We start from the raw sequence: 19,993 nt of genomic DNA on the forward strand, positions 1-19,993 counted from the left end.
GAATTTCATAACAGCCCCGTCAAAGGCGTAGCCGCATGGCGGGGTAAACCATAACCACAGCCTCCTTGGCTGAAGGTCAAGTTCATGTTTCTAGTCGTTCGGTTGGTCACACCACTCAGATCTATTAGACAAAATGAGTTACTTTATCGGACTGGCATTTTTCGTACTTTTCGCGGTAGAGATCGCTTCGCTAGAATCTGTCTTAAATTAGAAAAGAGCCAACTTACCAGCAAGTTACAAGGAAGCTTGAAGCGCTCTTCTACGGGCACAAAAAAAGCGCGACCTCTTGGGAGATCGCGCTTTTGCTTTTAAAAGTGAATACAAACTATACGTGGTAAGTGTCGCCGCAACTCTGGTTAATGACATTAGCATACTTGCCGCTAACAACGTCCCAGTTCACGAGCTCGAAGAATGCTGCGATGTAGTCAGGACGACGGTTCTGGTAGTTGAGGTAGTAGGCGTGCTCCCAGACGTCGAGGCCGAGGATGGGTGCGCTGCCACATGTGCCAGCGAACTCACCCATCAGTGGGTTGTCTTGGTTAGGAGTGGAACAAACAGCTACGCCGCCATCTTCCTTAGCGCAGAGCCAAGCCCAGCCTGAGCCGAAGCGTGTAGCACCTGCTGTTGCGAACGCTTTCTTGAACGCGTCGAATGAACCGAACTCTTTGTCGATTGCTGCTGCGAGCTCACCAGAAGGTGCGGATGCGCCACCGGGAGCGATGACTTTCCAGAAAAGTGAGTGGTTGAGGTGACCACCGCCGTTGTTGCGTACTGCTGCCTGCTTAGCTGCTGGTACTTTGTCGAGTTGTTGCACTAGCTGGCAGATTGGCAGCTCAAGGAGCTCAGTCTGACCTTCAAGTGCTGCATTGAGGTTAGTCACGTATGCATTGTGGTGCTTGGAGTGGTGGATCTCCATTGTGCGTGCGTCAATCTGTGGTTCGACCGCGTCGTACGCGTATCCGAGTTCTGGAAGTTGGTATGCCATGATGATTTTTCTAATATGTTTTGCGCCCTCTGCTCAGTGTGTTAGCACCTATACAGTAAAGCTGATGCCGGTAGTATGGTACGGCTCTGAATTTTCGCAAGTATCAAGATATAGATAAAATGACACCAGAAATGTGGGCAATATTTGGCGCAGCGATTGCTGTTGTGATAGTGGTAGTTGGACTCATTGCGAGTTCTGGAAAAAAAACGGCGATTTCTGCCCTCCAAGGTAGGCTTGGTGGGTTGTTAGATGCTGAAAAGAAGCGCTCTGAAGAGCTAGCGACGCGTCTCAAAGACTCAGAGAAGATCAACACCTCTCTCAAGGTGAAAGAGGCAGATCTCATTAGCTCCGAGGCTGGCCTGCGGGCAAAGCTCGAGGCGGAACAAAAATCACACAAACAAAAGGAAGAGTTATTAGGAAAAGCTGAGCAAAAGTTCAGCGACACCTTCAAGGCACTTTCTCAAGACGCACTCAAAGCGAGTCAGGAACAATTTTTACAGCTAGCAAAGACCTCATTCAAAGCCGAACAAGATTCAGCTCAAGTCAACATGGACAAGCGTGTCGATGCCGTCGAGCGGATGGTCAAACCGATCAATGAATCGCTAAATAAGGCGCAGCAGCAGGTGCAGGAGTTAGAGAAAGCGCGCGAGGGAGCCTACACATCACTGCGCGAGCAAGTACGCCACATGCAGGAGACTCACCTAGGCCTGCAAAAGGAAACATCCCAGTTAGTCAAGGCGCTACGTCAGCCGACCGGCCGTGGCCAGTGGGGGGAAATGCAGCTCCGCCGGGTAGTGGAAATGAGTGGCATGCAGGAGCATTGCGACTTCGAAACGCAGACCACGACAACCACCGACGAAGGTAAAAAGCTCCGTCCTGACCTCATCGTCAAATTGCCTGGTGGCCAGAACATTATTGTCGACTCCAAGGCTCCGATGGATGCCTATCTCGATGCGATTGAAACCGATGACGATGCAGTCAAGGAGGTTGCGCTCGCTCGTCACGCTGCGCAAGTTCGCAAGCACATCCAGCAGCTCAGCAGTAAGAAATACCAAGACCAATTCGAGACTAGCCCAGAGTTCGTCGTGCTCTTCCTCCCTAGTGAAGCATTCTTCTCAGCCGCACTCGCCCAGGACAGCTCGCTCATTGAAAAAGGCGTCGACCAAGGAGTGATCCTTGCGACTCCTACCACTCTTATCGCACTCCTCCGCGCCGTGTCCTATGGCTGGCGCCAAGAGGCATTGGCTCAGAATGCTCAAGAAATCTCAGGAGTGGGCAAGGAACTCTATGAACGACTTTCTAAGTTCACCGAATACATCGACAAGATTGGAAACTCACTCGGGACGACTGTGAATCATTTCAACTCAGCAGTCGGCACCTTCGACTCACGAGTCATGGTGAGCGCTCGAAAGTTTGAAACCCTCGGCGCGGCTCCTGAGCAAACAAAACTCATTGATGCTCAACCCTGCGAGAAAATTGTCAGAGATGTGAAAACTCAGACTCCAGTAGTGAGTAATGCAGAAATCGAAGCTGCTGTAGAGTCTCTCGTAAGCTCAGACGAGATGGAAGGATTCGGCGATTTCGCATCAGTCGTCTCCAACGACTCAGACTTCGAAGGCTTTACCGCAGAAGGTGATGGAATCTAGAGTCGCTTCGCTCCAATTAAGAATGAACAATTAATAATTAATAATTCCAGCCTAGCTCATTTTCGGGAAAGAAATGTTTCATCTCGTACATTTCATAGTCCTAGCCTTTTAGCGTTTTTCTTATTTTTCGCGGTAGGAATACTTCCACCGTGCTGGCTGGTAGGCTGAAATAGCATTGCATAGTTGGCGCGGCTTTTGCAGCTTGCTCAGCATGCAGACTGAACAAATTTCTAAGATCATTGCCCATCGCCGTAGTATTAAGCCCGCATTGATGGACTCTGAGAAGGTGGTTAGCCCAGAGCTTTGGCAGACGCTTTTTGAGGCTGCGAACTGGGCACCTAGCCATGGACTTACTGAGCCGTGGCGCTTTCTCGTCTACACTGCCGAGTCCAGATGCACCATCGCCACAGCACTACAGACGGCGTATAAAGCTGAGACTGCGGTTGAAGAATTTCGCCTAGAAAAGTTTGAAAAAATGGGGAAGAATCCATTTCTCGCAAATTCCGTAGTAGCGCTCGTCATGAAGCGCGATCCCAAGCGTAAAATCCCAGAGATCGAGGAAGTCGAGGCGGTTGCCTGTGCTGTGCAAAACCTCCACTTGGTCGCCTCTGCTGCTGGGTTAGGAGTATTTTGGTCATCACCAGCCGTGACGTATGGCCTGAGCTTTGCTGACTCGTTAGAATTAGGCGAAGAAGACAAATGTCTAGGTCTGCTCTATGTTGGTTGGCCAAAAAAAGGTCTAGAATGGCCAGTGAGTAAGCGCACCGATGCGATGGCTAAAGTGACCTTCAAATAACGATATAGCCAGTTGACGTGACCGCGGAATTTTTCGGCGGGAATGTGAGGGGTGGAAAGAAGTCGTAAGATGTCTGCTAGACTTTTTCGCTTCAGAGCCTCTATCGTTTTCTTTGTAGTTCTTAAATGAAACCTCCAGAATAAGCTGAATAAAAAGACCCACCATAACTTATGAGATCCGCTCGTTTAAGCACTTCGAAGTGTCGCCTTATGAAATGACATTGATCGTAAGATCGGGGTGCTTTAAGGTGCTTCATTGACTATGATGGCGGCATATGAAGAAAGCATTGAAATTTACCTTCGGTGCAAGGTGCAGCAAATAAAGGAATTCAAGTCTATGATTCAGAAGGTAATACCTTCGTAATGTGGCTAATAGACCCTCGGTCTTTCATGGATTTACGATTCGGCAAAAAGGTGACAAGGAGTTTATCTATGGGGCTTGTATGGTCCATGGATTTATCAGTGAAACTGACATTGACTTATTACAATAAGTTCGGACGAATCATGCGGTTTGGCCTAGCTGAAGAAAAGTAAAGGAATAGAGAAGTGGTTTCGTAAAACGAAGCCAATAGCGTATTGAAATATCTGACTGTTCATCGTTCTCGTTCTAAAAACTGAACACAGCCAACTGAAAACTATCACACCGCGAGATAGGTAAAACCATTGGACACTCTGCGAGATTTATGGCACGGCTATGCTGTTCATGAAACAGGAACTCGAAACAATCCAGCTGACGCTCTCAGCGCCATTGAAGCCGCCTCAGATCAGAAAACTCTCGATGAGGCTCGTGTTGCATTTCTAGGAAAAAAAGGTCGTCTCACCGCAGCATCTGCAGCGATGAAGGACCTCCCTAATGAAGAGAAGCCAGCCTATGGTCAGGCGCTAAATGTGGCGCGTTCGGCTGTGACGACTGCGATCGATGGCAAGCTCGCTCAGCTCCAAGAACAGGCGGATCAGAAATCAGTAGAAGGAATCGACCTCACTCTTCCTCCACGCGAACTGCTCGAAGGTGGACTCCACCCGCTGACACTGATTAAAGATCGTGCGATTCAGATTCTCCGCCGTATGGGTTTCGCTCTTGCGGATGGTCCAGAGATCGAGACCGAGTACCATTGTTTCGACGCGCTCAATACGCCAGACGATCATCCTGCGCGTAACGAGAAAGACACATTCTATTTTGATAGCGGAAAGCTTCTTCGCACCCACACCTCTTCAGTGCAAATTCGCACCATGGAAAAAGCAACTCCACCGGTGCGTATTATAGCTCCTGGTTCTGCTTACCGTCGTGACGAGATCGATGCGACCCACCTTTCAGTCTTCAATCAACTCGAAGGTCTCTTCGTTGCTGAAGATGTCAAACTGGGTGACCTCAAGGGCACGCTCGAGTACTTCCTTCGCGCGCTCTTCGGTGACAAGACTGAAGTCCGTTTCCGGCCCCACTTTTTCCCATTCACTGAGCCTAGCTTCGAAATCGATGTGAAGCTTCACGTCAAGGGACAGGCTCCAAAGTGGATCGAAGTCGCAGGTTGTGGCATGGTAGATCCGGCCGTTTTCACTTCGCTTACCGCAAGCCGCGGTGACGACCTTTTTGATCCTGAGAGGGTCACAGGCTTCGCCTTCGGCATGGGCCTCGACCGTCTCGCGATGATCCAATGGGGGATCAAAGATATCCGCCAGCTGATCGACAACGACACCCGCTTCCTCAAGCAGTTTTCCTAATCTAGCGTGACCGTCTCGGTTGCTTATATCTTGATCGCGAAGCGGATGCTGAGACTTCATAACGCATTGATTGTCATTTTCTGTTTGGCGAGTTGCTCGGTACACCCTAGCGATTTTACTCGTGAACAGCGGAAAACAATCGCGGCAACACGTTGGCAGATAGGTAAAACAACATCCTATAATCCTAGCTACCAACGTCTAAAATATCCCAAAGGAGATGTGCCCATTGAGGGAGGCGTTTGCACGGATGTGATTATTAGAACACTGAGGAAGGGCCACAAGATCGATCTTCAAAAGGAAATCCACGAGGATATGGCTGCTCACTTTGAGCTTTACCCACCATTGTGGGGGCTCACAACACCAGATTATAACATCGATCACCGCCGAGTTCCCAATATACAAACATATCTCTCTCGGATGGGCTGGAATCTACCAATCGATCAGATCAAAACAAATTACCAACCAGACGACATCATCACCTGCGCTATCGGCGGAGTCACACCTCACATCATGATCGTAAGTGATCGCAAAGGCATTTCTGGACACTGGGCATTGATCCACAATGTCGCCATTGGTGTCATCGAGAACGATGTGCTGTTTAACGAAAAAATCACAGCACCTCTCACTGGCCACTGTCGGATCTCAAATAAACCACTCTAACAACAATGAACGCTCAACTCGACATTGTCTATCAAGACGCACACTTTATCGTAGTCAACAAGCCCAGCGGCTTGCTGTCAGCTCCAGGCAAGGGACCCGACAAGCTAGACTCAGTCACTGAGCGAGTACGTGCGCTTTTCCCAGAAGCGCCAGCCTACTCTGCAGTTCATCGGTTAGATATGGATACCTCTGGTCTGATGCTACTAGCACTCACGAAAGAAGCGCATCGCGCCCTTTCTATACAGTTTCAAGAACGTGAAGTGAGGAAGAAATATATAGCTTTGTTAGACGGTGTAATCGAAGAAGGCGAAGGCACGATCGAACTCCCATTCAGACTCGACGTCGACAATCGGCCGCACCAGATTTACGATGCTGAAGACGGAAAAATGGGCACCACCATTTGGAAGGTTATCGAGCGAGTTAATGGAGTCACTCGAGTCCAATTCAAGCCAATCACTGGCCGTACGCACCAGCTGCGAGTCCACTCGGCACATGCCAAGGGGCTAGGAATACCGATCATAGGCGACCCACTCTACGGTACTGGCACAGGGCCGGGTCATATGAAGCTCCACGCTACAATGTTAGAGTTCACCCACCCTGAAACAAGTGAGAGAATCGTGATTGACTCGGAACCTGCGTGGTAGGTCGGAGCGCCGAGCCCCAGCTCGGCGAAAATGTTTCAACTATTTGGCAAGCTCTAACGACCACTCCAAGCACTTCCCCAGCGCCAATCTTCAGGCTTGGCACATAGCCGAGCATTCACTGGGTTCATTCTAATATAACTGGCTGCATTTTCAAAGTGTTCTAGATTGCGGATGAACCTATCCCAATATTCTCGCATCCAAAAGCTCTCCTCTGGAACCCCGAGTCCTAACCTCTCGTTATGCTGCAGTGCCCAGCGACCAGTATAGGATTTCCAGGATTGGAGTATGAGCCCCAAGCTTATGTGAGGGCGGATCAATACATGCACATGGTTTGGCATGATACACCAATGGAGTAGCTCGTACTTCTCAGAGTCAAATTTCAAAAAAGTATCTTCGACCACCTTTGCTACTTCGGGGTGACCCAAAGCACAACACCCAAGTCCAGAATCGAGTAGAGCCTCCACCCTTCGTCGGCTCACTCTTGAGCGTACTTTTTCAGGGTGGGACTCTAACTCTAACATTAGTTTTTTGATCTCAGACCTTGGTAAGGAATCAGCCAGTCGATAAGTAATCATCTGCAGCTCACCCACAGCGTCCACATGCGGCAAATAGCCACGCGACTTCCAAGGTAAGTGCTCTGAGAACTCCATGTTTCTCAGAGTAGTGTATCCCTAGTTAGATGCAAGCTTGCTCTTGGTAACCTCTCGGAGCGCCGAGCCCTAGCTCGGCGAAAAACACTACTTGAACTAGAGCATCTTACTGCGCTGCGATACCTTGCTCGGAAAGCTATTCAAATTGCTGCCAAGCTGGGGCTTGGCGCTCCGGCCTAACGGAAGGTTACTTTCACGCTCTTGGCTAGGAAATCCAGGAGAGCTTGGTGCGCTTTATCGACTTCTTTTGCTTTGAGTGTTTTGTCCGCTGAGCGGTAGGTGAAGCTGTAGGCAACTGACTTCTTGTCAGCGTCTAGTTTTTCACCAGTCGCGTCGGTGAAGACATCGAAGCAATGGTAGTTGACGAGAAGGTTTTCGTTGTGCTTCTTGATCGCATTTTCAATCGCTGCATTCTCGAGCGTGAGTGGGGCCTCCATCGCTGCGTCACGGCTAGAGCCTGGGAACTGCGGCAGTGGGTCCACTTTATCGATTCCAGTAGCCAGTTGCTGGAGCTTTGCTAGATCGAGCTCAGCCACGTAGACTGGGTTGTTAGCATCGATCGCACGGCAGCGAGCTGGTGTCATCTGAGCGAATGCGCCGATTGGCTTACCATCAGCGAGTACATCGGCAGCGAGAACGAAGCCATCACGCTTGCGCTCTTTCAGCTGCACCTTTGCTTTTGGAAGAATGGCTGCCACCACTGCTTTGATGTCGAATAGATCAGTAATGTTAGGAGCTTTGTTCGCCCAGTTTACTGGAGCTTCTGTTCCCGAGAGGAGCAGCGAAAGTGACTCAGCTTCGAGATCCTTTGCCTTGCCACCACCAGCGTTGCGGAATTGCTTGCCCATTTCGAAGAAGCGCAGCGACTTGCGGCCTTGGCGGATGTTGCGCGCTGCTACAGCGACCAGACCAGGCACTAGGCTCGGCCGCATCACGGCGTGATCTTCAGAAAGCGGTAGAGCCACTTTGACCAGGTCGCCATCGATCAGGGGACGCTGCGGAAGAGCATCGCACATCTGAGCGACCATGTTGTCGTTAGAGTGCTCGGCGATTAGCTTGATGGTCTGCGCCTCGTAGAATCCGAGAGCTGCCAGCTGGTGCTTGAGCTTGAGTTGGTAGTCGTACGCTTTGTCGACTGCGCTCTCGTCAACGAAGGCACCGACGAAACGGCTTTCAACATTGTCGAGACCGTGGACGCGCGCAATTTCTTCTACCAGGTCGATGTGACGCTGCAGGTCGAGCCGGTAGCTTGGGATCTCCCATGAGTCGTTAGACCCTTCTGTGAGACCTAGCTTAGTGAGAATTTCTTTAGCGGCATCGAGGGTGATGCTGCCACCCATGAGTTGGTCGAGCTTGGTGACGTTGATAGTCACTGGCTGAGTGAGCACCGGGGCTTCACCAGCTACTGCTGTTGGGCCTTCGATCGTACCACCAGCGATTTCTACGATTAACTTTGCGGCAAATGCTGCGGAGTTGAGAACGGCTTGCGGGTCAGTGCCACGCTCGAAGCGGTAGGATGAATCCGATGTGAGCGCGGTGCGGCGTGAGCTGCGGCGGATGAAGGATGGCGTGAAGTACGCGGCCTCAAGGATAACGTCAGTTGTCGTTTCAGTGACCCCTGATTCAGCACCACCCATGACGCCAGCTAGAGCGAGAGCATTGCCAGCAGCGTCGGAAATAAGAAGGTCTTCTTCAGCGAGCTTGATTTCACCGCCGTCGAGCGCATTGAAGGCTTCGCCATCAGCTGCGAGGCGAATGTCGAGTGCTCCGTCCACTTTTGCAGCATCGAATGCGTGCAGTGGGTGACCTAGCTCGTGCAGCACGTAGTTGGTGATATCCACCACGTTGTTGATTGGACGGAGGCCAATTGCTTCGAGCTTTGTCTGAAGCCATTCTGGGCTATCGGTGATTTTAACACCTGAAATCTTGGTCGCTGTGTAGAGCGGGCAGCGCTCGGGAGCTGAAAGCTTGATCACATCGCCAGCATCAGAGGTTTCGAGACTTGGTTGATCGAATGGTTTACGCGCTTTGCCGGTAAGAGCAGAAAGCTCGCGCGCCATGCCAGTGTGGCTGAGAAGGTCTGGACGATTAGGTGTGATTTCAACTTCGATGATCGTGTCGGATTCGAACATCTCGACCACCGGCAAACCAATCACTGAATCTTCTGGGAGAATAAGTAGGCCGTCGACGGTATCGACCTGGCCGATCTCGCTCGCGCCACAGAGCATCCCCTTTGACTCAACGTCACGGAGCTTGCCATCTTTGATCACAAATCCACCACCGAGGTCAGCACCAGGAAGTGCGCATGGCACCTTGTCGCCAACCTTGTAATTCTGAGCACCACAAACAATCTGACGGAGTGAGCCTTCACCGGCGTCGACCTGACAGACTTTGAGCCGGTCCGCATTTGGGTGCTGCACCGCTTCTTTCACCTGAGCCACAACCACCAGCTTTGTGCTGAGGCCTTTTTGCTCGATTCCTTCTACTTCCACACCGGCGAAAGTGAGGAGGTCGTCGAGTTGTTCGATACTGTGATCGCTAAGGTCGAGGTGGTCGTTGAGCCAGTTGAAAGATACGTTCATGGGAAAATGCATCGCTAGACGATGCTGTATTAAGTTTAAATATTATGTTTTAAGAGTTTGGGCAATGAAGCCGATCAACTCTCTAATCATCATTTTGACGCGCTTTCACTGAAGGAAATCCCCTACAATGTCAATCCTTCTGCGTTCATCCTAAGTCTCAAAAAAGAAGGATCGCCCAAAAACACATGAAGGTTAAACCAGCCTCTGCTGGGAGTTTGGATTCATTTTGCGGTCTGCGCGGTCCTGCGATTGTTGTAGATTCTAGGTAAGAACTGTTTCACCCAGCCGGCCTTTTCGGGTCTTTCGTATTTTTAGCGGTAGAGATTGTTCCATTGTGCTGGTGATAGAGCTAAAAAAACAGTTGAACGTGGCGCTTTTGCTGATCACAGTGCGATCCGGTTCTATGAAAATTATTGCAGGTTCAGCGCACAACCAATTAGCAGAGGATATAGCATCTCACCTTGGCACGACTGTTGCAGACGTGACTGTGGATGCATTTCCCGATGGAGAAACATTTGTTCAGATTAACGAAAATGTTCGAGGTGAAGATATCTTCATCGTCCAGCCTACTTGTCCGCCGACGAATCATAACCTGATGGAGCTTCTCATCATGGTGGATGCCGCCCGCCGTGCGAGCGCCGGAAGCATCATTGCTGTAATGCCATTCTTTGGCTATGCTCGTCAGGATCGTAAAGATAAGTCACGTGTGCCAATCACAGCTAAGCTTGTGGCAAACCTCATTTCAGCTGCAGGAGTAAACCGTGTGGTCACGATGGACCTCCACGCCGCGCAGATTCAAGGGTTCTTTGATATACCTGTCGACCATCTTTATGCCCGACCAGTGATGGTGAAGTATCTCAGGGACGAATGTGGTGTGGATGGTAAAAACCTCGTGGTGGTTTCTCCTGACGTGGGTGGCGTGAAAAATGCACGTGCCTATTCTGACGCTCTGAATGCTGATCTAGCAATCGTGGCTAAGCACCGCGTGAGTGCGACGAAGGTTGAAGCAACCAATGTGATTGGTGATGTCGAGGGCAAGGATGCTTTCCTTATCGATGACATGACTGAGACTGGCGGCACGCTCTGTGCGGCGGCTAAGATTTTGAAGGAAAACGGCTGTAAGCGTATCTTTGCAGGTGTGTCTCACGCCGTGATTGGTGATGCTGCACGTAAGAAGATCGAAGACTCAGAGATCGAAGACCTCATCACAACCAACTCAGTGCCTCAGGCCTTCGGAAAAAATGTGACCCCACTCTCTATCGCACCTTTGTTCGGCGAGGCTATACGCCGCATCCACAATGGTGAGAGTGTGACGTCGTTGTTTGATATGTAGGGACCCCTGCGGGGAGTCATTGGTCAAGGGTCAATAGTCAAGGGGCTTGGATGATGAAGCGGGGAGAAGTGTGTAGTTGGGAGTGTTCAGTGTTCAGAGCCGGGACGATGAAACGAGACCTGAGCGCTGATTAAGCAGATTTTTTCGTTGCAGGGGATTTTACCGCGAAAAAGACGAAAGTTTCGCAAGTTGCTAAGGTTGGTGAAACGAGCTTTTACCTCGAATAGCACTTATTTCACGAATGGGTTACTGAAACGATCTACCGAAAAATGCGAAAGTACTTGAAGCTTTCCGCTAGCTAGCTACTAGCCCCTTTCTCCTTAATTCCTCATTGGAGCGCAGCGACTCTCCCCCCCATTGACTCTTGACTAGTGGCTGATGACTAAGCCTGCATCGCAGGATTACTAATTGACAATTCGTGATCAAGGCGTTACCAACCTCGCCCGGCCTGTGGAAAGGTTATCATCTCACTATCCTACCAGCCATATTTTTCCACAGGATCAACCGCACCTAGAAACGTCTAATAAAGTAAATTTAGGCGATATCTAACTTATATATTAAACTACAAAATGGCTATTGAAACAATTCAAGCAACTGAGCGCGCGCGCACAGGATCTGGCGCGCTAAACGCAATGCGTCGTGAGGGACTCGTCCCATCCGTAATTTACGGAGCAACTGAGAACAAGAACATCAAGGTACACGCGAAAGCATTCCGCGACATGCTCAATGCTTCCCCGTCCTCACAAATTCTCATCAATGTGCAAGTTGAAGGTTCCGCACCACAACGTGTGTTCATTCAGGATCTTCAGTTCGATGCGATCCAAGGTACCATCCTTCACGCTGACTTCCTCGCTGTAACAGACGAGACAGTTCTCACAGCAAAGCTTCCAGTAGTGCTCAAAGGCGAGCCTAAGGGAATCAAACTTGGTGGTGCTCTCGAGCAGCTCGTTCACACACTTAAGGTGAAAGCGCTTCCGAATGATCTTCCACAGCAAATTGAAGCTGACGTTACTGATATCGACATTTCTGAGTCACTCACAGTCGGTGATATTACATTCCCGTCAGGTGTTACTCCAACACTTCAAGGCCATGTTCTTGTTGCTCTCGTCGCAATGACACGTGCGGCTAAGTCTGCAGGTGGTGAAGATGGTGAAGCTGAAGCAGTAGCTGAAGGTGCCGCAGTAGCAGCAGCTGAGTAAGATAAACTAACTTCTGACGTATCATAGCAACGTTTTATGCCGCTAGTTGACGTGTGTGAAATCACACCATGCTGGCAGATCTTCAGTCAAAGTGGCGATCAAATTGATTATTGGCCTGGGTAATCCAGGGAGAAAGTACGAAGGCACCCGACATAATGTCGGATTCGATGTCCTTGAGCTTCTCTCTGAACGAGCTGGCGCACAATTTGTCCATCACCTGAAGTGGAAAGCACATATCGCGAAACATCCGCACGCCATGCTGATGAAGCCACAGACATTCATGAATGAAAGTGGCCGAGCAGCTGGAACCGCACTCCGGTTCTATAAGTGGCAACCGGAAGAAGTGCTAGTAGTGTATGATGATGTTGCGCTCCCAGTGGGTAATTTGCGATTTCGCAAATCTGGCTCAGCCGCGGGGCACAATGGACTCAAATCACTTATTCAGCATTTCGGCAGCGATCAATTTCCACGATTAAAGATAGGCATTGGCGGACCCTCACCTGGAGAAATGGTCGGGCACGTTTTAGGGCAATTTAAACCCGACGAACGACCCGACATTGAAAACGCACTTGCAAGAGCAGCTGATGCTGTTCAGCTTGCGCTATCAGATGGGCTGGAAGCCGCCGCAAACGTCTACAACGTCAAAAACAAAATATAACTAGAAAAATTATGAGCAGAAAATACGAAGGTCTCGTCGTTCTCGACACCAAAGGTAAAGAAGGTTCCGTTGACGAGTTCGTTAGCGAAGTAGGCAAAGTACTCGAAGCCAATGGCGCTACACTCGACGAAGTGAAGCAGCTTGGCCGCAAAGAATTTGCTTACAACGCACGCCAAATCGAAGGCGGCGTCTACGTAAACTACTTCTTCAATGCTTCTCCTGAAGCAGTTGCTGAGATCAAGACAGCTCTTGACCTTGTCAAAGGCATCTACATGCACCAATACCGTCGTATCGGATAATTTTAGCGGTCATTGACCGTGAAATTTCCAGCGACTGAAAACATTTCATCCCTGCTCGGCTTTTCTATTGTCGAGCAGGGATTTTCTTTTTATAGTCCCCCCAACATGTCTAGTTTCAATAAAGTAATGATCATGGGTAACATCACTCGTGACATCGAATTGCGTTACACGCCTAAGGGTACAGCTGTTACCGACCTTGGTGTCGCCTGTAACCGCCGGATCAAGCAAGGTGAAGAATGGGTGGATGAAACCACGTTCGTCGACGTCACTGTGTGGGGAAGTTCTGCAGAGTTCGTTAGCAAGTACTTCAGTAAGGGCAAAAGTATCTTCATCGAAGGGCGCCTACAAATGGATAGCTGGACTGATCAGCAGTCAGGAAAGCAGCGTTATAAGCTCAAAGTTATCGGTGAAAACGTCCAGTTTGCGGGAAGTAATAATAATAATACTGGTGGTGGCGGTCAGCCTCAACAAGAACGCCCACAGCAATCTGCACCCCAGCAGCAACAGCAGCAGGCTCCGCAACCGCAATATCAAGCTCCACCGCAGCAACAGCAGCAGGGTGCTTCACCAGCTGCACCGACTGCTAACTTCGACGATGACGACGACATCCCATTTTAGGATCACGTCTGATTACTAAGTTTTTTAACGCCTCAAATAGCCTTGTGCTATTTGAGGCTTTTTGTCGCGGCGCTAGAATGAACAATGAATAATTCAGAGCCTAAGTGTTCAGTCTCTTGGATCTTGAGACTTTTGACATTGGGGGGGTGAAGGTTAAGTGAGCAAAGTTTGGCGGCTTTGATTCTGAACGATCACTTACCGAGCAGCTCTTTGAGCTCTTTGTACTCGGTCCAGTCTATGACTCGGTTTTCTGACTGCTTTGCAGCGGCATCAATCAGGATGGCGGCGAGACGCGTGTGAATTTGGGCTGAGAAATTATCCTTAGCTGCATTGGACTTATTGGCGAGCGCTGCGTGCTTCTGAGCTGATGTGATGTAGTTGGTCGGAGTGGATTGCGTGGTCGGTTTTGTCTCCATCTTTGTCTTCGTGCTGACCTTTTCCTTCATCTTCTCTTTGTGCATCGGCTTCTTCCCTTTCTCTTGTCCTGGCTTCTTCTTGTTGTCGTGGTTGAGCTGTCCACTGAGTTTGTGGTACTCGGCCCAATCGTAGTTGCCGCCGGCCTTTTGGGCTTCGCGTTTGATTTCTGCTAGGCGTGCGTAAGTGGCTGCTTTTTCGGAGTCTCCAGCATCGAGCGCTTTTTTCGAGAGTTGATCGTACCTTTGAGCGGCACCTTCGAAGCCAGATGGCTTGTTCTTCTTCTTCTCGTGTTTCGCCTTTTCGTGGTCGAGGTTGAGCTGACCATTGAGTTTGTGGTACTCGCCCCAGTCGTAGCCGTTAGTGCTGACTGCGGCTTCTCGTTTGATCGCCGCTAGTTTTTTGAAGATTGCTGCATTGTGTGCGTTGTCGTTGTTGGCTGCGCGCTCGGCTTTGGCGTCGTATTCTTTCGCAGTTTTTAGGAAGCCTTGATTGACATGTTTGCCGTCGTTCTCGGCCATGAGTGAGCAACTTAGGAGGAGTGAGCTTAGAATAGTGAGGGTTTTCATCGTAATTATAGGGTGGTTATTTGAGTCTGAAAAAGACTGGCAGCCTCTCTCTGTATCTATATAAGGAACTATGCAGAGAAAGTTACATGCCATTTATTGTGTCTTTGGGATTATGTTGCTGACGGGAGGCTCGATGGAGGCTCAGTCAGTCTTGGAGAAAGGTTCTGAGCTAGCGGGATCGAGAGGAGTGACCCTGTCACAGAAGGTTGTTGCTGCGGCGCGTTGGCAAGTTGGGAAGCGGTGACTTATGATCCAGCCTACGTCGGATTGAAGTATCCTGGCGGTGACCTGCCCATTGAGAAGGGTGTGTGTACGGATGTGGTGATACGCGCCTTACGTAAAGCGCGTGGAATAGACCTGCAGAAAGTGGTAGATGAGGATATGCGGAAACATTTTTCCGAGTATCCTAAAAATTGGGGACTCAAGCGTACGGATAAAAGTATTGACCATCGTCGAGTGCCTAACTTGAAGACGTACTTCATGCGACAAGGCTGGTCATTGCCAGTGACGGATAAAGCTGCTGACTACCAGCCTGGAGATTTAGTGACCTGTACCGTTGCGGGCCGGTTGCCGCACATTATGATTGTGAGTGATAGTCGCGGAGCTGATGGGGGGTGATGGTGATTCATAATATCGGCTCGGGAGCTCGTGAAGAATCCAGTCTCTTCGAGTACCCGCTCACCGGGCATTACAGGGTGGGGTCGCAGCGCTCCAATTAGGAATTTTAGTGTCTTTTATCTTTTACCTCTTCCCTTTCACCGCTTCATCGGGTGCGTGTGCGTGTGCTCAAGTAGAGTTTGCGTTTTTCGTGATCGGCTTCATACTCAGCACGATTTGATAGAAATGGTTAGGTATTTGGTTTGTATTGTGTCGATTGTCGGTTTGGTTTCCTGTGCGAAGCTCGATGACAGTCCCTTCATTGGAATGGGGACATCAGCGCCGGCATTGGCTTCACCGCAATTTGATCAGGCGATGGAGCAAGAGGCTCAGGCGGCATGGATTGAGGGGAATCAGATAGATACCCTAGTCAATGGGGAGGAGTATTTCCCTGTGATGTTAGAGGCTGTGAAGTCCGCTAAGAGAACGATCACCTTTGAGACATTTGTCGCAGTAGATGGCTATGTGACCTATGATTTGGTGATGGCGATGTGTGAGCGGGCGCAGGCGGGCGTGAGGGTTCATGTGGTCTTGGATGGAGTGGGCTCTATGAAGTTGGATGAGCGTTATTTGACAGCTCTGCGTAATGCTGGAGTGGAGGTAGAACTCTACCGGCCGTTCAACTGTTTGCGGCTATTGCACTGTAATAACCGCGACCATCGGAAGATTTTAGTGGTGGATGGCAAGTTGGCTTTCACCGGCGGTGCTGGTTATGCTGACTGCTGGAATGGTGCGGCCAAAGGGAAGTGGCAATGGCGGGATACGATGTACCGAGTCCGCGGGCCTTTGGTGGCTGAGTTACAACGCGGGTTCATGAATAACTGGAAGGAGCTGCGTGGAGTGGATCTTAAAAGTGAGGCCTATTTCCCGCAGTTAAAGCGAGTCGGAAATATGAAGGCTCAGGTGGTGTTAGGTGCGCCCTGCGAGAGGGGAGATACTTTGGGCGCCGGGTATTTGTTGGCGATCGATGCCGCGCAGCAATCGCTCTTGATCGAGCATGCGTATTTCGTGCCGAACAAGCAGCTACGAAAAGCACTTTTCCGAGCCATGGCGCGCGGGGTAGAGGTGGATATTATTTTGCCCAGCGGCCATATCGATACACCGATTGTGCGTCAGACATCGATGTCGCACTGGCCTGAGTTATTAGCGGCCGGCGCGAGAATCTACGAATTTCAACCGAGCATGATGCACGGCAAGTTGATCGTCGTGGATGACGAGCTTTCGATCATTGGCTCGGGAAATTTTGATGACCGCACATTTTTTATCAATGATGAGGTCAATGTGCATGTTCTGAGTAAGCGCTTTGCGGGTGAACAACGGAGGATGTTTGAAAATGACCTGAAGAGCTGCGAGGAAAAGTGTGCGGCTGATGCTAAGGCTAGGATCGTTGACCTCCCTCGGCGGTGGGCCGGCAAGTTGGTGGAACCTCAGCTGTGATTCTGAGACGGTAGATGATTTTCTACCGCGAGAAAGACGAATGGAACCGAAAGTTGCTGAGTATAAGTGTTCAGTTTTCAGGGCCAGCAAGATGAAGTAACCTCCACCGCGAAAAAGACCAAAGAGCTTGAGGGTTTCTGCTAGCTGGGCGCCACATCCTTCCGCAATAACTGAGTCAAGCCTCAGTAGTTCAGAGAGGGTATGAAAGTCAGTTTATTGGGCGATGTAATCAATCACGACGACCTTATCGAGGATCGGTAGAAGTTCTTTGACGAATGCCTGGTGGGCTGGGTGCGGGGAATAGACGTCGAGCCCAGCTTGGTCCTTAAAGCTGACGAAAAAGCAATGGGTCAATCCGTCGTTTTTCTTCTCATTGCTCACATTTGTGCCCCACTCAAAGTCGATGATAGTATTGATTTTCTTTGGCAGGCTGGCGAAATGCTTTTCGATGCTGGTTATCTGCTCGGCTTTGGCGTCGTCCTTGAATTTGAACATGACGAGGTGGCGAAGTTGGCCTTTTTCTTCCGCAGCTGAGGTGAAACTGATCAAGATGAGGCTGAGTAGTGAAAATAGGATAGTTTTCATGGTGCCACTATAACTAACACATATTGGTAGTTGTGGCTGTAGAATGTGGATTTATTCTACAATTTGTAGAAACTACGGCCGATGCTAATTGGCCAATCAGTGCCAAATTTTCTTGTTTATTAAAAAATCACCAAGTCTTTTGAAAATTCGTCTTGTATATTGGTGGCTTACGACTAGATTGCGCGTCCCATGGCCAGAAAAGCAGGAAAAGCGAAGACACGTAAGTCTGTAGCAAAGCGCTTCAAGGTCACCGGTACAGGCAAGATCCTGCGCCGTAAACAAGGCAAGCGACACCTTCTCCAGAAGAAGAATCGTAAGCGCAAGCGTTTCCTCGGAAAAGCTGCACTTGTTTCCGACGCGGACATTAAGCGAGTGAAAGCATCCCTTCCATTCCATTAAGCCCCAATCGGTGAACTAGAACCGCGAGCACAGACTCGCCCTCCCGCAAATCGGGAGGAACTCCACGTACCAGTCTCACATAGTGAGAATACGGTCAAACGAGACTACGGGAGCATTATAAAAACAGTTTGATCAAAAAAGGAAAAGAAAATGCCAAGAGCAACAAACAGTCCGGCAAGCCGCGCCCGCCGCAAACGCGTATTATTACGTGCGAAGGGTTTCCGTGGTTTCCGTTCCAAATTATACCGCTATGCGAAGGACGCCGTCATCAAGGCGCGTCAATATGAATACCGTGACCGTAAAAAGCGTAAGGGAATGTTCCGTCGTCTCTGGATCCAGCGTATTTCCGCTGCATCCCGTGCCCAAGGAATCACTTACTCACGCTTCACCGAAGGCCTCAAAGCTGCTGGTATCGAAGTCGACCGTAAGATCCTTTCTGACCTTGCAGTCAACGACATCGCCGCTTTCAACTTCATTGTTGAGCAGTCGAAAGAAGCTCTCGCGAAGAAGCACGCTTAATTAGCGTCCGTATTCACGAAATATTCTATAGTGCCGTTACTCAGTTTTCTGGGTAACGGCATTTTTTTCCCTCATTACCCTCTGGCAAAACTCGTAAGGAGAAAGGGTAAAGTTGTGAGGAGGAAGGCTTGAGGGCGGTTGCTGTTCTTACTGTAGTAGTGTTCCATAAATTTCCCGAGGTACTGGTTGGTGGCTTTGTCGGGGTCGACGTGTTTTTTGCTCTTTCAGGCTATTTGATCACAGGGATTTTGCTCAAATCTATCGAGTCATCGTGCTAGCTAGTGGTCTGGTGCACCGCCGCGGCCGCCAAGCCGAGCCAAGCCGCAGAGCTGAGTCCAGCCACAGCACTCCAGAGAGGGGATTGTGGAGTTAAGCCTAGTGTTGGGACGTAAGTCGCTACGCTGTGATTGAATGGGTTCCTTCAGGCCAACTCTGTAGGAATTGTGGAGAGGGAGGCTGGGGAGTCACCCGACCACGACGCTTTCAGCGTTGGAAACTTGTGCGGGTAAAGACCCCAGGTATAGCCTCCTGAGTCGGCAACCTGGGGTTGAGCTCCGAAAGTCTGTTGGGTTTGTGAGTGGGCCTCTTTTAGAGTTTGGGAAAGTCCGTATCAGAGGATAGGTCTCAATCAGACTCCCTACTTCTTTGGAATCACATTATCATTGTGGTAAATGATAGAAAAGGTGGCTTTGCGAGTCTTGCGGAGGCTGTCGCGGACCTCAGTGTAGCTGAGCATTAGAAAGAGTCCTGAGACTGGTTCTATGTGGTAGGAGGTGGCTTCGGTTGTGAAGTTGTCGCGTGTGGTGCCGCGCTTTTTGCTGCTCAGTTTGAGCTGGCCGTACTGGGTGGTGAGAGCGCGTTTCGCTTCGCTGAATTTGAGCTTTGCAAGATCGAAGCTCATTTTAGGATCCGCGTAATTCAGCACGACTTCGTAGAGGCGGCCTTTGTTGAATCTCGCCTCGAGTGAGGAGGCATCGTGGCTGGGGAGGTTGCCTTTGGAGTTCTTTATCGTGACGTGGCGTTCGTCTCGCTGGTGGCCGGGCAGGCTGAGGGTGACATCGAGCTTCTGCCGCTCGGCCCAGTCGAAGAGATTTTCTGGAGTGTCTCCCCATTTGAGTCCAAAGGGAGGGGAGAGCAGAGCCTGGGCATGAGAACTAGCCATACTGAGGAACCAGCAGGTGATACAGAGTATGGCTAGGAATGATTTCATGAACGTTTCTTAAACATGTCGGTGTAGGCGCCAATGATGCCTTTGATCATTTTCCAGATGAGGAAAAGAACCGCGCCAATGACGATGAAGCCAGAGAGCAAGATGCCGAAGACAACCCAGAGTGGCCACCACTTCTTTTGCAAGAAGCGGGAGAACTTTGGGTTCATGGCTAAGCCGGCTAGCTTGGTCATGATGCGCATTTTCAGCGGTAGTTTACCCCCCTGCATCCCAGACATAGCTGAAAGGTCGGGCATTCCTCCTGCGCCAAATGCTGCGAAGGGGTTGTCAGCCCCCATGTTTGGCATGCCGATGTCGGGAGCAGATTGCTTTTCCCTACGAGCAGTGGCGTTCTTTTTTATTTTTGCGCTGAGGACCTCGTCGACCTTGGCCTCAACGACTTTGCGATCCATGGCCA

General features: G+C 50.1%; 22 protein-coding genes. 15 read left to right on the forward strand and 7 right to left on the reverse strand.

Annotated features, from left to right (window positions below):
* Nucleotides 1-325: 325 nt before the first annotated feature.
* Nucleotides 326-985, reverse strand: coding sequence for a superoxide dismutase (locus BSZ32_RS09210; RefSeq protein ID WP_105043163.1), 660 nt, complete (start codon nt 983-985; stop codon nt 326-328).
* Between the two features lie 119 nt (nt 986-1,104).
* On the opposite strand from BSZ32_RS09210, the gene BSZ32_RS09215 reads away from it, so the two are divergent.
* The 5 genes from BSZ32_RS09215 to BSZ32_RS09240 all read left to right on the forward strand — a co-directional run bounded on the left by BSZ32_RS09215 (nt 1,105) and on the right by BSZ32_RS09240 (nt 6,449).
* On the forward strand, nt 1,105-2,631 hold the full coding sequence (locus BSZ32_RS09215) for a DNA recombination protein RmuC (protein ID WP_240610600.1): 1,527 nt from the start codon (nt 1,105-1,107) through the stop codon (nt 2,629-2,631).
* Nucleotides 2,632-2,842: 211 nt separating this feature from the next.
* A complete protein-coding gene (locus BSZ32_RS09220; RefSeq protein WP_105043165.1) occupies nt 2,843-3,427 on the forward strand; it encodes a nitroreductase family protein in 585 nt (194 codons plus the stop codon).
* A gap of 671 nt (nt 3,428-4,098) precedes the next feature.
* The gene (gene pheS / locus BSZ32_RS09230) at nt 4,099-5,145 is read left to right on the forward strand and encodes a phenylalanine--tRNA ligase subunit alpha (RefSeq protein ID WP_165788938.1); all 1,047 of its coding nucleotides are present in this window, start codon (nt 4,099-4,101) and stop codon (nt 5,143-5,145) included.
* 45 nt (nt 5,146-5,190) lie between these two features.
* Nucleotides 5,191-5,805 (forward strand): DUF1287 domain-containing protein, encoded by a 615-nt coding sequence (locus BSZ32_RS09235; RefSeq protein ID WP_105044815.1) that lies wholly within the window; start codon nt 5,191-5,193, stop codon nt 5,803-5,805.
* A gap of 5 nt (nt 5,806-5,810) precedes the next feature.
* On the forward strand, nt 5,811-6,449 hold the full coding sequence (locus BSZ32_RS09240; protein WP_105043168.1) for an RluA family pseudouridine synthase: 639 nt from the start codon (nt 5,811-5,813) through the stop codon (nt 6,447-6,449).
* Between the two features lie 53 nt (nt 6,450-6,502).
* On the opposite strand, the gene BSZ32_RS09245 is transcribed toward BSZ32_RS09240, so the two are convergent.
* Together BSZ32_RS09245 and pheT are read right to left on the reverse strand one after the other, a co-directional pair.
* Complete coding sequence (locus BSZ32_RS09245; RefSeq protein ID WP_105043169.1) at nt 6,503-7,099, reverse strand: transposase; 597 nt, start codon at nt 7,097-7,099, stop codon at nt 6,503-6,505.
* 176 nt (nt 7,100-7,275) lie between these two features.
* Nucleotides 7,276-9,681 carry a phenylalanine--tRNA ligase subunit beta gene (gene pheT / locus BSZ32_RS09250; RefSeq protein ID WP_105043170.1) on the reverse strand — a complete coding sequence of 802 codons (2,406 nt, stop codon included), beginning with the start codon at nt 9,679-9,681 and terminating at the stop codon, nt 7,276-7,278.
* 403 nt (nt 9,682-10,084) lie between these two features.
* On the opposite strand from pheT, the gene BSZ32_RS09255 reads away from it, so the two are divergent.
* The 5 genes from BSZ32_RS09255 to BSZ32_RS09275 all read left to right on the forward strand — a co-directional run bounded on the left by BSZ32_RS09255 (nt 10,085) and on the right by BSZ32_RS09275 (nt 13,788).
* Nucleotides 10,085-11,014 (forward strand): ribose-phosphate diphosphokinase, encoded by a 930-nt coding sequence (locus BSZ32_RS09255; protein WP_105044816.1) that lies wholly within the window; start codon nt 10,085-10,087, stop codon nt 11,012-11,014.
* 569 nt (nt 11,015-11,583) lie between these two features.
* Complete coding sequence (locus tag BSZ32_RS09260; protein WP_105043171.1) at nt 11,584-12,213, forward strand: 50S ribosomal protein L25; 630 nt, start codon at nt 11,584-11,586, stop codon at nt 12,211-12,213.
* A gap of 55 nt (nt 12,214-12,268) precedes the next feature.
* The gene (pth, locus tag BSZ32_RS09265) at nt 12,269-12,871 is read left to right on the forward strand and encodes an aminoacyl-tRNA hydrolase (protein WP_240610601.1); all 603 of its coding nucleotides are present in this window, start codon (nt 12,269-12,271) and stop codon (nt 12,869-12,871) included.
* An 11-nt stretch (nt 12,872-12,882) separates the two neighbouring features.
* Nucleotides 12,883-13,170 (forward strand): 30S ribosomal protein S6, encoded by a 288-nt coding sequence (locus tag BSZ32_RS09270; protein ID WP_105043172.1) that lies wholly within the window; start codon nt 12,883-12,885, stop codon nt 13,168-13,170.
* Between the two features lie 105 nt (nt 13,171-13,275).
* Nucleotides 13,276-13,788 carry a single-stranded DNA-binding protein gene (locus BSZ32_RS09275; RefSeq protein ID WP_105044818.1) on the forward strand — a complete coding sequence of 171 codons (513 nt, stop codon included), beginning with the start codon at nt 13,276-13,278 and terminating at the stop codon, nt 13,786-13,788.
* Between the two features lie 191 nt (nt 13,789-13,979).
* Here the strand turns inward: BSZ32_RS09275 and BSZ32_RS09280 are convergent, their stop codons facing one another.
* Nucleotides 13,980-14,771, reverse strand: coding sequence for a hypothetical protein (locus BSZ32_RS09280; protein WP_105043173.1), 792 nt, complete (start codon nt 14,769-14,771; stop codon nt 13,980-13,982).
* A gap of 222 nt (nt 14,772-14,993) precedes the next feature.
* Between BSZ32_RS09280 and BSZ32_RS09285 the strand changes: the two genes are divergently transcribed.
* From BSZ32_RS09285 to BSZ32_RS09290, 3 genes are all read left to right on the forward strand, one after another.
* Nucleotides 14,994-15,389 carry a DUF1287 domain-containing protein gene (locus tag BSZ32_RS09285; protein WP_206018789.1) on the forward strand — a complete coding sequence of 132 codons (396 nt, stop codon included), beginning with the start codon at nt 14,994-14,996 and terminating at the stop codon, nt 15,387-15,389.
* Entirely contained in the window at nt 15,389-15,490 is a 102-nt protein-coding gene (locus tag BSZ32_RS20335) for a DUF1287 domain-containing protein (protein ID WP_206018790.1), read from the forward strand. Before BSZ32_RS09285 ends, BSZ32_RS20335 begins: the two co-directional genes overlap by 1 nt.
* A gap of 124 nt (nt 15,491-15,614) precedes the next feature.
* Nucleotides 15,615-16,865, forward strand: coding sequence for a phospholipase D-like domain-containing protein (locus tag BSZ32_RS09290; RefSeq protein ID WP_105043174.1), 1,251 nt, complete (start codon nt 15,615-15,617; stop codon nt 16,863-16,865).
* A 213-nt stretch (nt 16,866-17,078) separates the two neighbouring features.
* Here BSZ32_RS09290 and BSZ32_RS09295 read toward each other — a convergent pair whose 3' ends face one another.
* Entirely contained in the window at nt 17,079-17,450 is a 372-nt protein-coding gene (locus tag BSZ32_RS09295; protein ID WP_105043175.1) for a Dabb family protein, read from the reverse strand.
* 189 nt (nt 17,451-17,639) lie between these two features.
* Between BSZ32_RS09295 and rpmI the strand changes: the two genes are divergently transcribed.
* Nucleotides 17,640-17,849: a 50S ribosomal protein L35 gene (gene rpmI / locus BSZ32_RS09300; RefSeq protein ID WP_105043176.1), complete on the forward strand. Its 210-nt coding sequence runs from the start codon at nt 17,640-17,642 to the stop codon at nt 17,847-17,849.
* Between the two features lie 150 nt (nt 17,850-17,999).
* Nucleotides 18,000-18,368 carry a 50S ribosomal protein L20 gene (gene rplT, locus BSZ32_RS09305; protein ID WP_105043177.1) on the forward strand — a complete coding sequence of 123 codons (369 nt, stop codon included), beginning with the start codon at nt 18,000-18,002 and terminating at the stop codon, nt 18,366-18,368.
* 637 nt (nt 18,369-19,005) lie between these two features.
* On the opposite strand, the gene BSZ32_RS09310 is transcribed toward rplT, so the two are convergent.
* Nucleotides 19,006-19,578 (reverse strand): hypothetical protein, encoded by a 573-nt coding sequence (locus tag BSZ32_RS09310; protein WP_105043178.1) that lies wholly within the window; start codon nt 19,576-19,578, stop codon nt 19,006-19,008.
* Nucleotides 19,575-19,988 (reverse strand): hypothetical protein, encoded by a 414-nt coding sequence (locus BSZ32_RS09315; protein WP_129589676.1) that lies wholly within the window; start codon nt 19,986-19,988, stop codon nt 19,575-19,577. The genes BSZ32_RS09310 and BSZ32_RS09315 overlap by 4 nt, the downstream gene beginning before the upstream one ends.
* Between the last annotated feature and the right edge of the window lie 5 nt (nt 19,989-19,993).

Origin of the sequence: Rubritalea profundi, assembly GCF_002954445.1 — a bacterium.
Classification (GTDB): domain Bacteria; phylum Verrucomicrobiota; class Verrucomicrobiia; order Verrucomicrobiales; family Akkermansiaceae; genus Rubritalea; species Rubritalea profundi.

Excerpts from the sequence above, each read along its gene's own strand:
- BSZ32_RS09210 (WP_105043163.1), bottom strand. The coding sequence starts at position 985 with ATGGCATACCAACTTCCAGAACTCGGATACGCGTACGACGCGGTCGAA.
- BSZ32_RS09215 (WP_240610600.1), top strand. The coding sequence starts at position 1,105 with ATGACACCAGAAATGTGGGCAATATTTGGCGCAGCGATTGCTGTTGTG.
- BSZ32_RS09220 (WP_105043165.1), top strand. The coding sequence starts at position 2,843 with ATGCAGACTGAACAAATTTCTAAGATCATTGCCCATCGCCGTAGTATT.
- BSZ32_RS09235 (WP_105044815.1), top strand. The coding sequence starts at position 5,191 with ATGCTGAGACTTCATAACGCATTGATTGTCATTTTCTGTTTGGCGAGT.
- BSZ32_RS09240 (WP_105043168.1), top strand. The coding sequence starts at position 5,811 with ATGAACGCTCAACTCGACATTGTCTATCAAGACGCACACTTTATCGTA.
- BSZ32_RS09245 (WP_105043169.1), bottom strand. The coding sequence starts at position 7,099 with ATGGAGTTCTCAGAGCACTTACCTTGGAAGTCGCGTGGCTATTTGCCG.
- pheT (WP_105043170.1), bottom strand. The coding sequence starts at position 9,681 with ATGAACGTATCTTTCAACTGGCTCAACGACCACCTCGACCTTAGCGAT.
- BSZ32_RS09255 (WP_105044816.1), top strand. The coding sequence starts at position 10,085 with ATGAAAATTATTGCAGGTTCAGCGCACAACCAATTAGCAGAGGATATA.
- BSZ32_RS09260 (WP_105043171.1), top strand. The coding sequence starts at position 11,584 with ATGGCTATTGAAACAATTCAAGCAACTGAGCGCGCGCGCACAGGATCT.
- BSZ32_RS09270 (WP_105043172.1), top strand. The coding sequence starts at position 12,883 with ATGAGCAGAAAATACGAAGGTCTCGTCGTTCTCGACACCAAAGGTAAA.
- BSZ32_RS09275 (WP_105044818.1), top strand. The coding sequence starts at position 13,276 with ATGTCTAGTTTCAATAAAGTAATGATCATGGGTAACATCACTCGTGAC.
- BSZ32_RS09280 (WP_105043173.1), bottom strand. The coding sequence starts at position 14,771 with ATGAAAACCCTCACTATTCTAAGCTCACTCCTCCTAAGTTGCTCACTC.
- BSZ32_RS20335 (WP_206018790.1), top strand. The coding sequence starts at position 15,389 with ATGGTGATTCATAATATCGGCTCGGGAGCTCGTGAAGAATCCAGTCTC.
- BSZ32_RS09290 (WP_105043174.1), top strand. The coding sequence starts at position 15,615 with ATGGTTAGGTATTTGGTTTGTATTGTGTCGATTGTCGGTTTGGTTTCC.
- BSZ32_RS09295 (WP_105043175.1), bottom strand. The coding sequence starts at position 17,450 with ATGAAAACTATCCTATTTTCACTACTCAGCCTCATCTTGATCAGTTTC.
- rpmI (WP_105043176.1), top strand. The coding sequence starts at position 17,640 with ATGGCCAGAAAAGCAGGAAAAGCGAAGACACGTAAGTCTGTAGCAAAG.
- rplT (WP_105043177.1), top strand. The coding sequence starts at position 18,000 with ATGCCAAGAGCAACAAACAGTCCGGCAAGCCGCGCCCGCCGCAAACGC.
- BSZ32_RS09310 (WP_105043178.1), bottom strand. The coding sequence starts at position 19,578 with ATGAAATCATTCCTAGCCATACTCTGTATCACCTGCTGGTTCCTCAGT.
- BSZ32_RS09315 (WP_129589676.1), bottom strand. The coding sequence starts at position 19,988 with ATGGATCGCAAAGTCGTTGAGGCCAAGGTCGACGAGGTCCTCAGCGCA.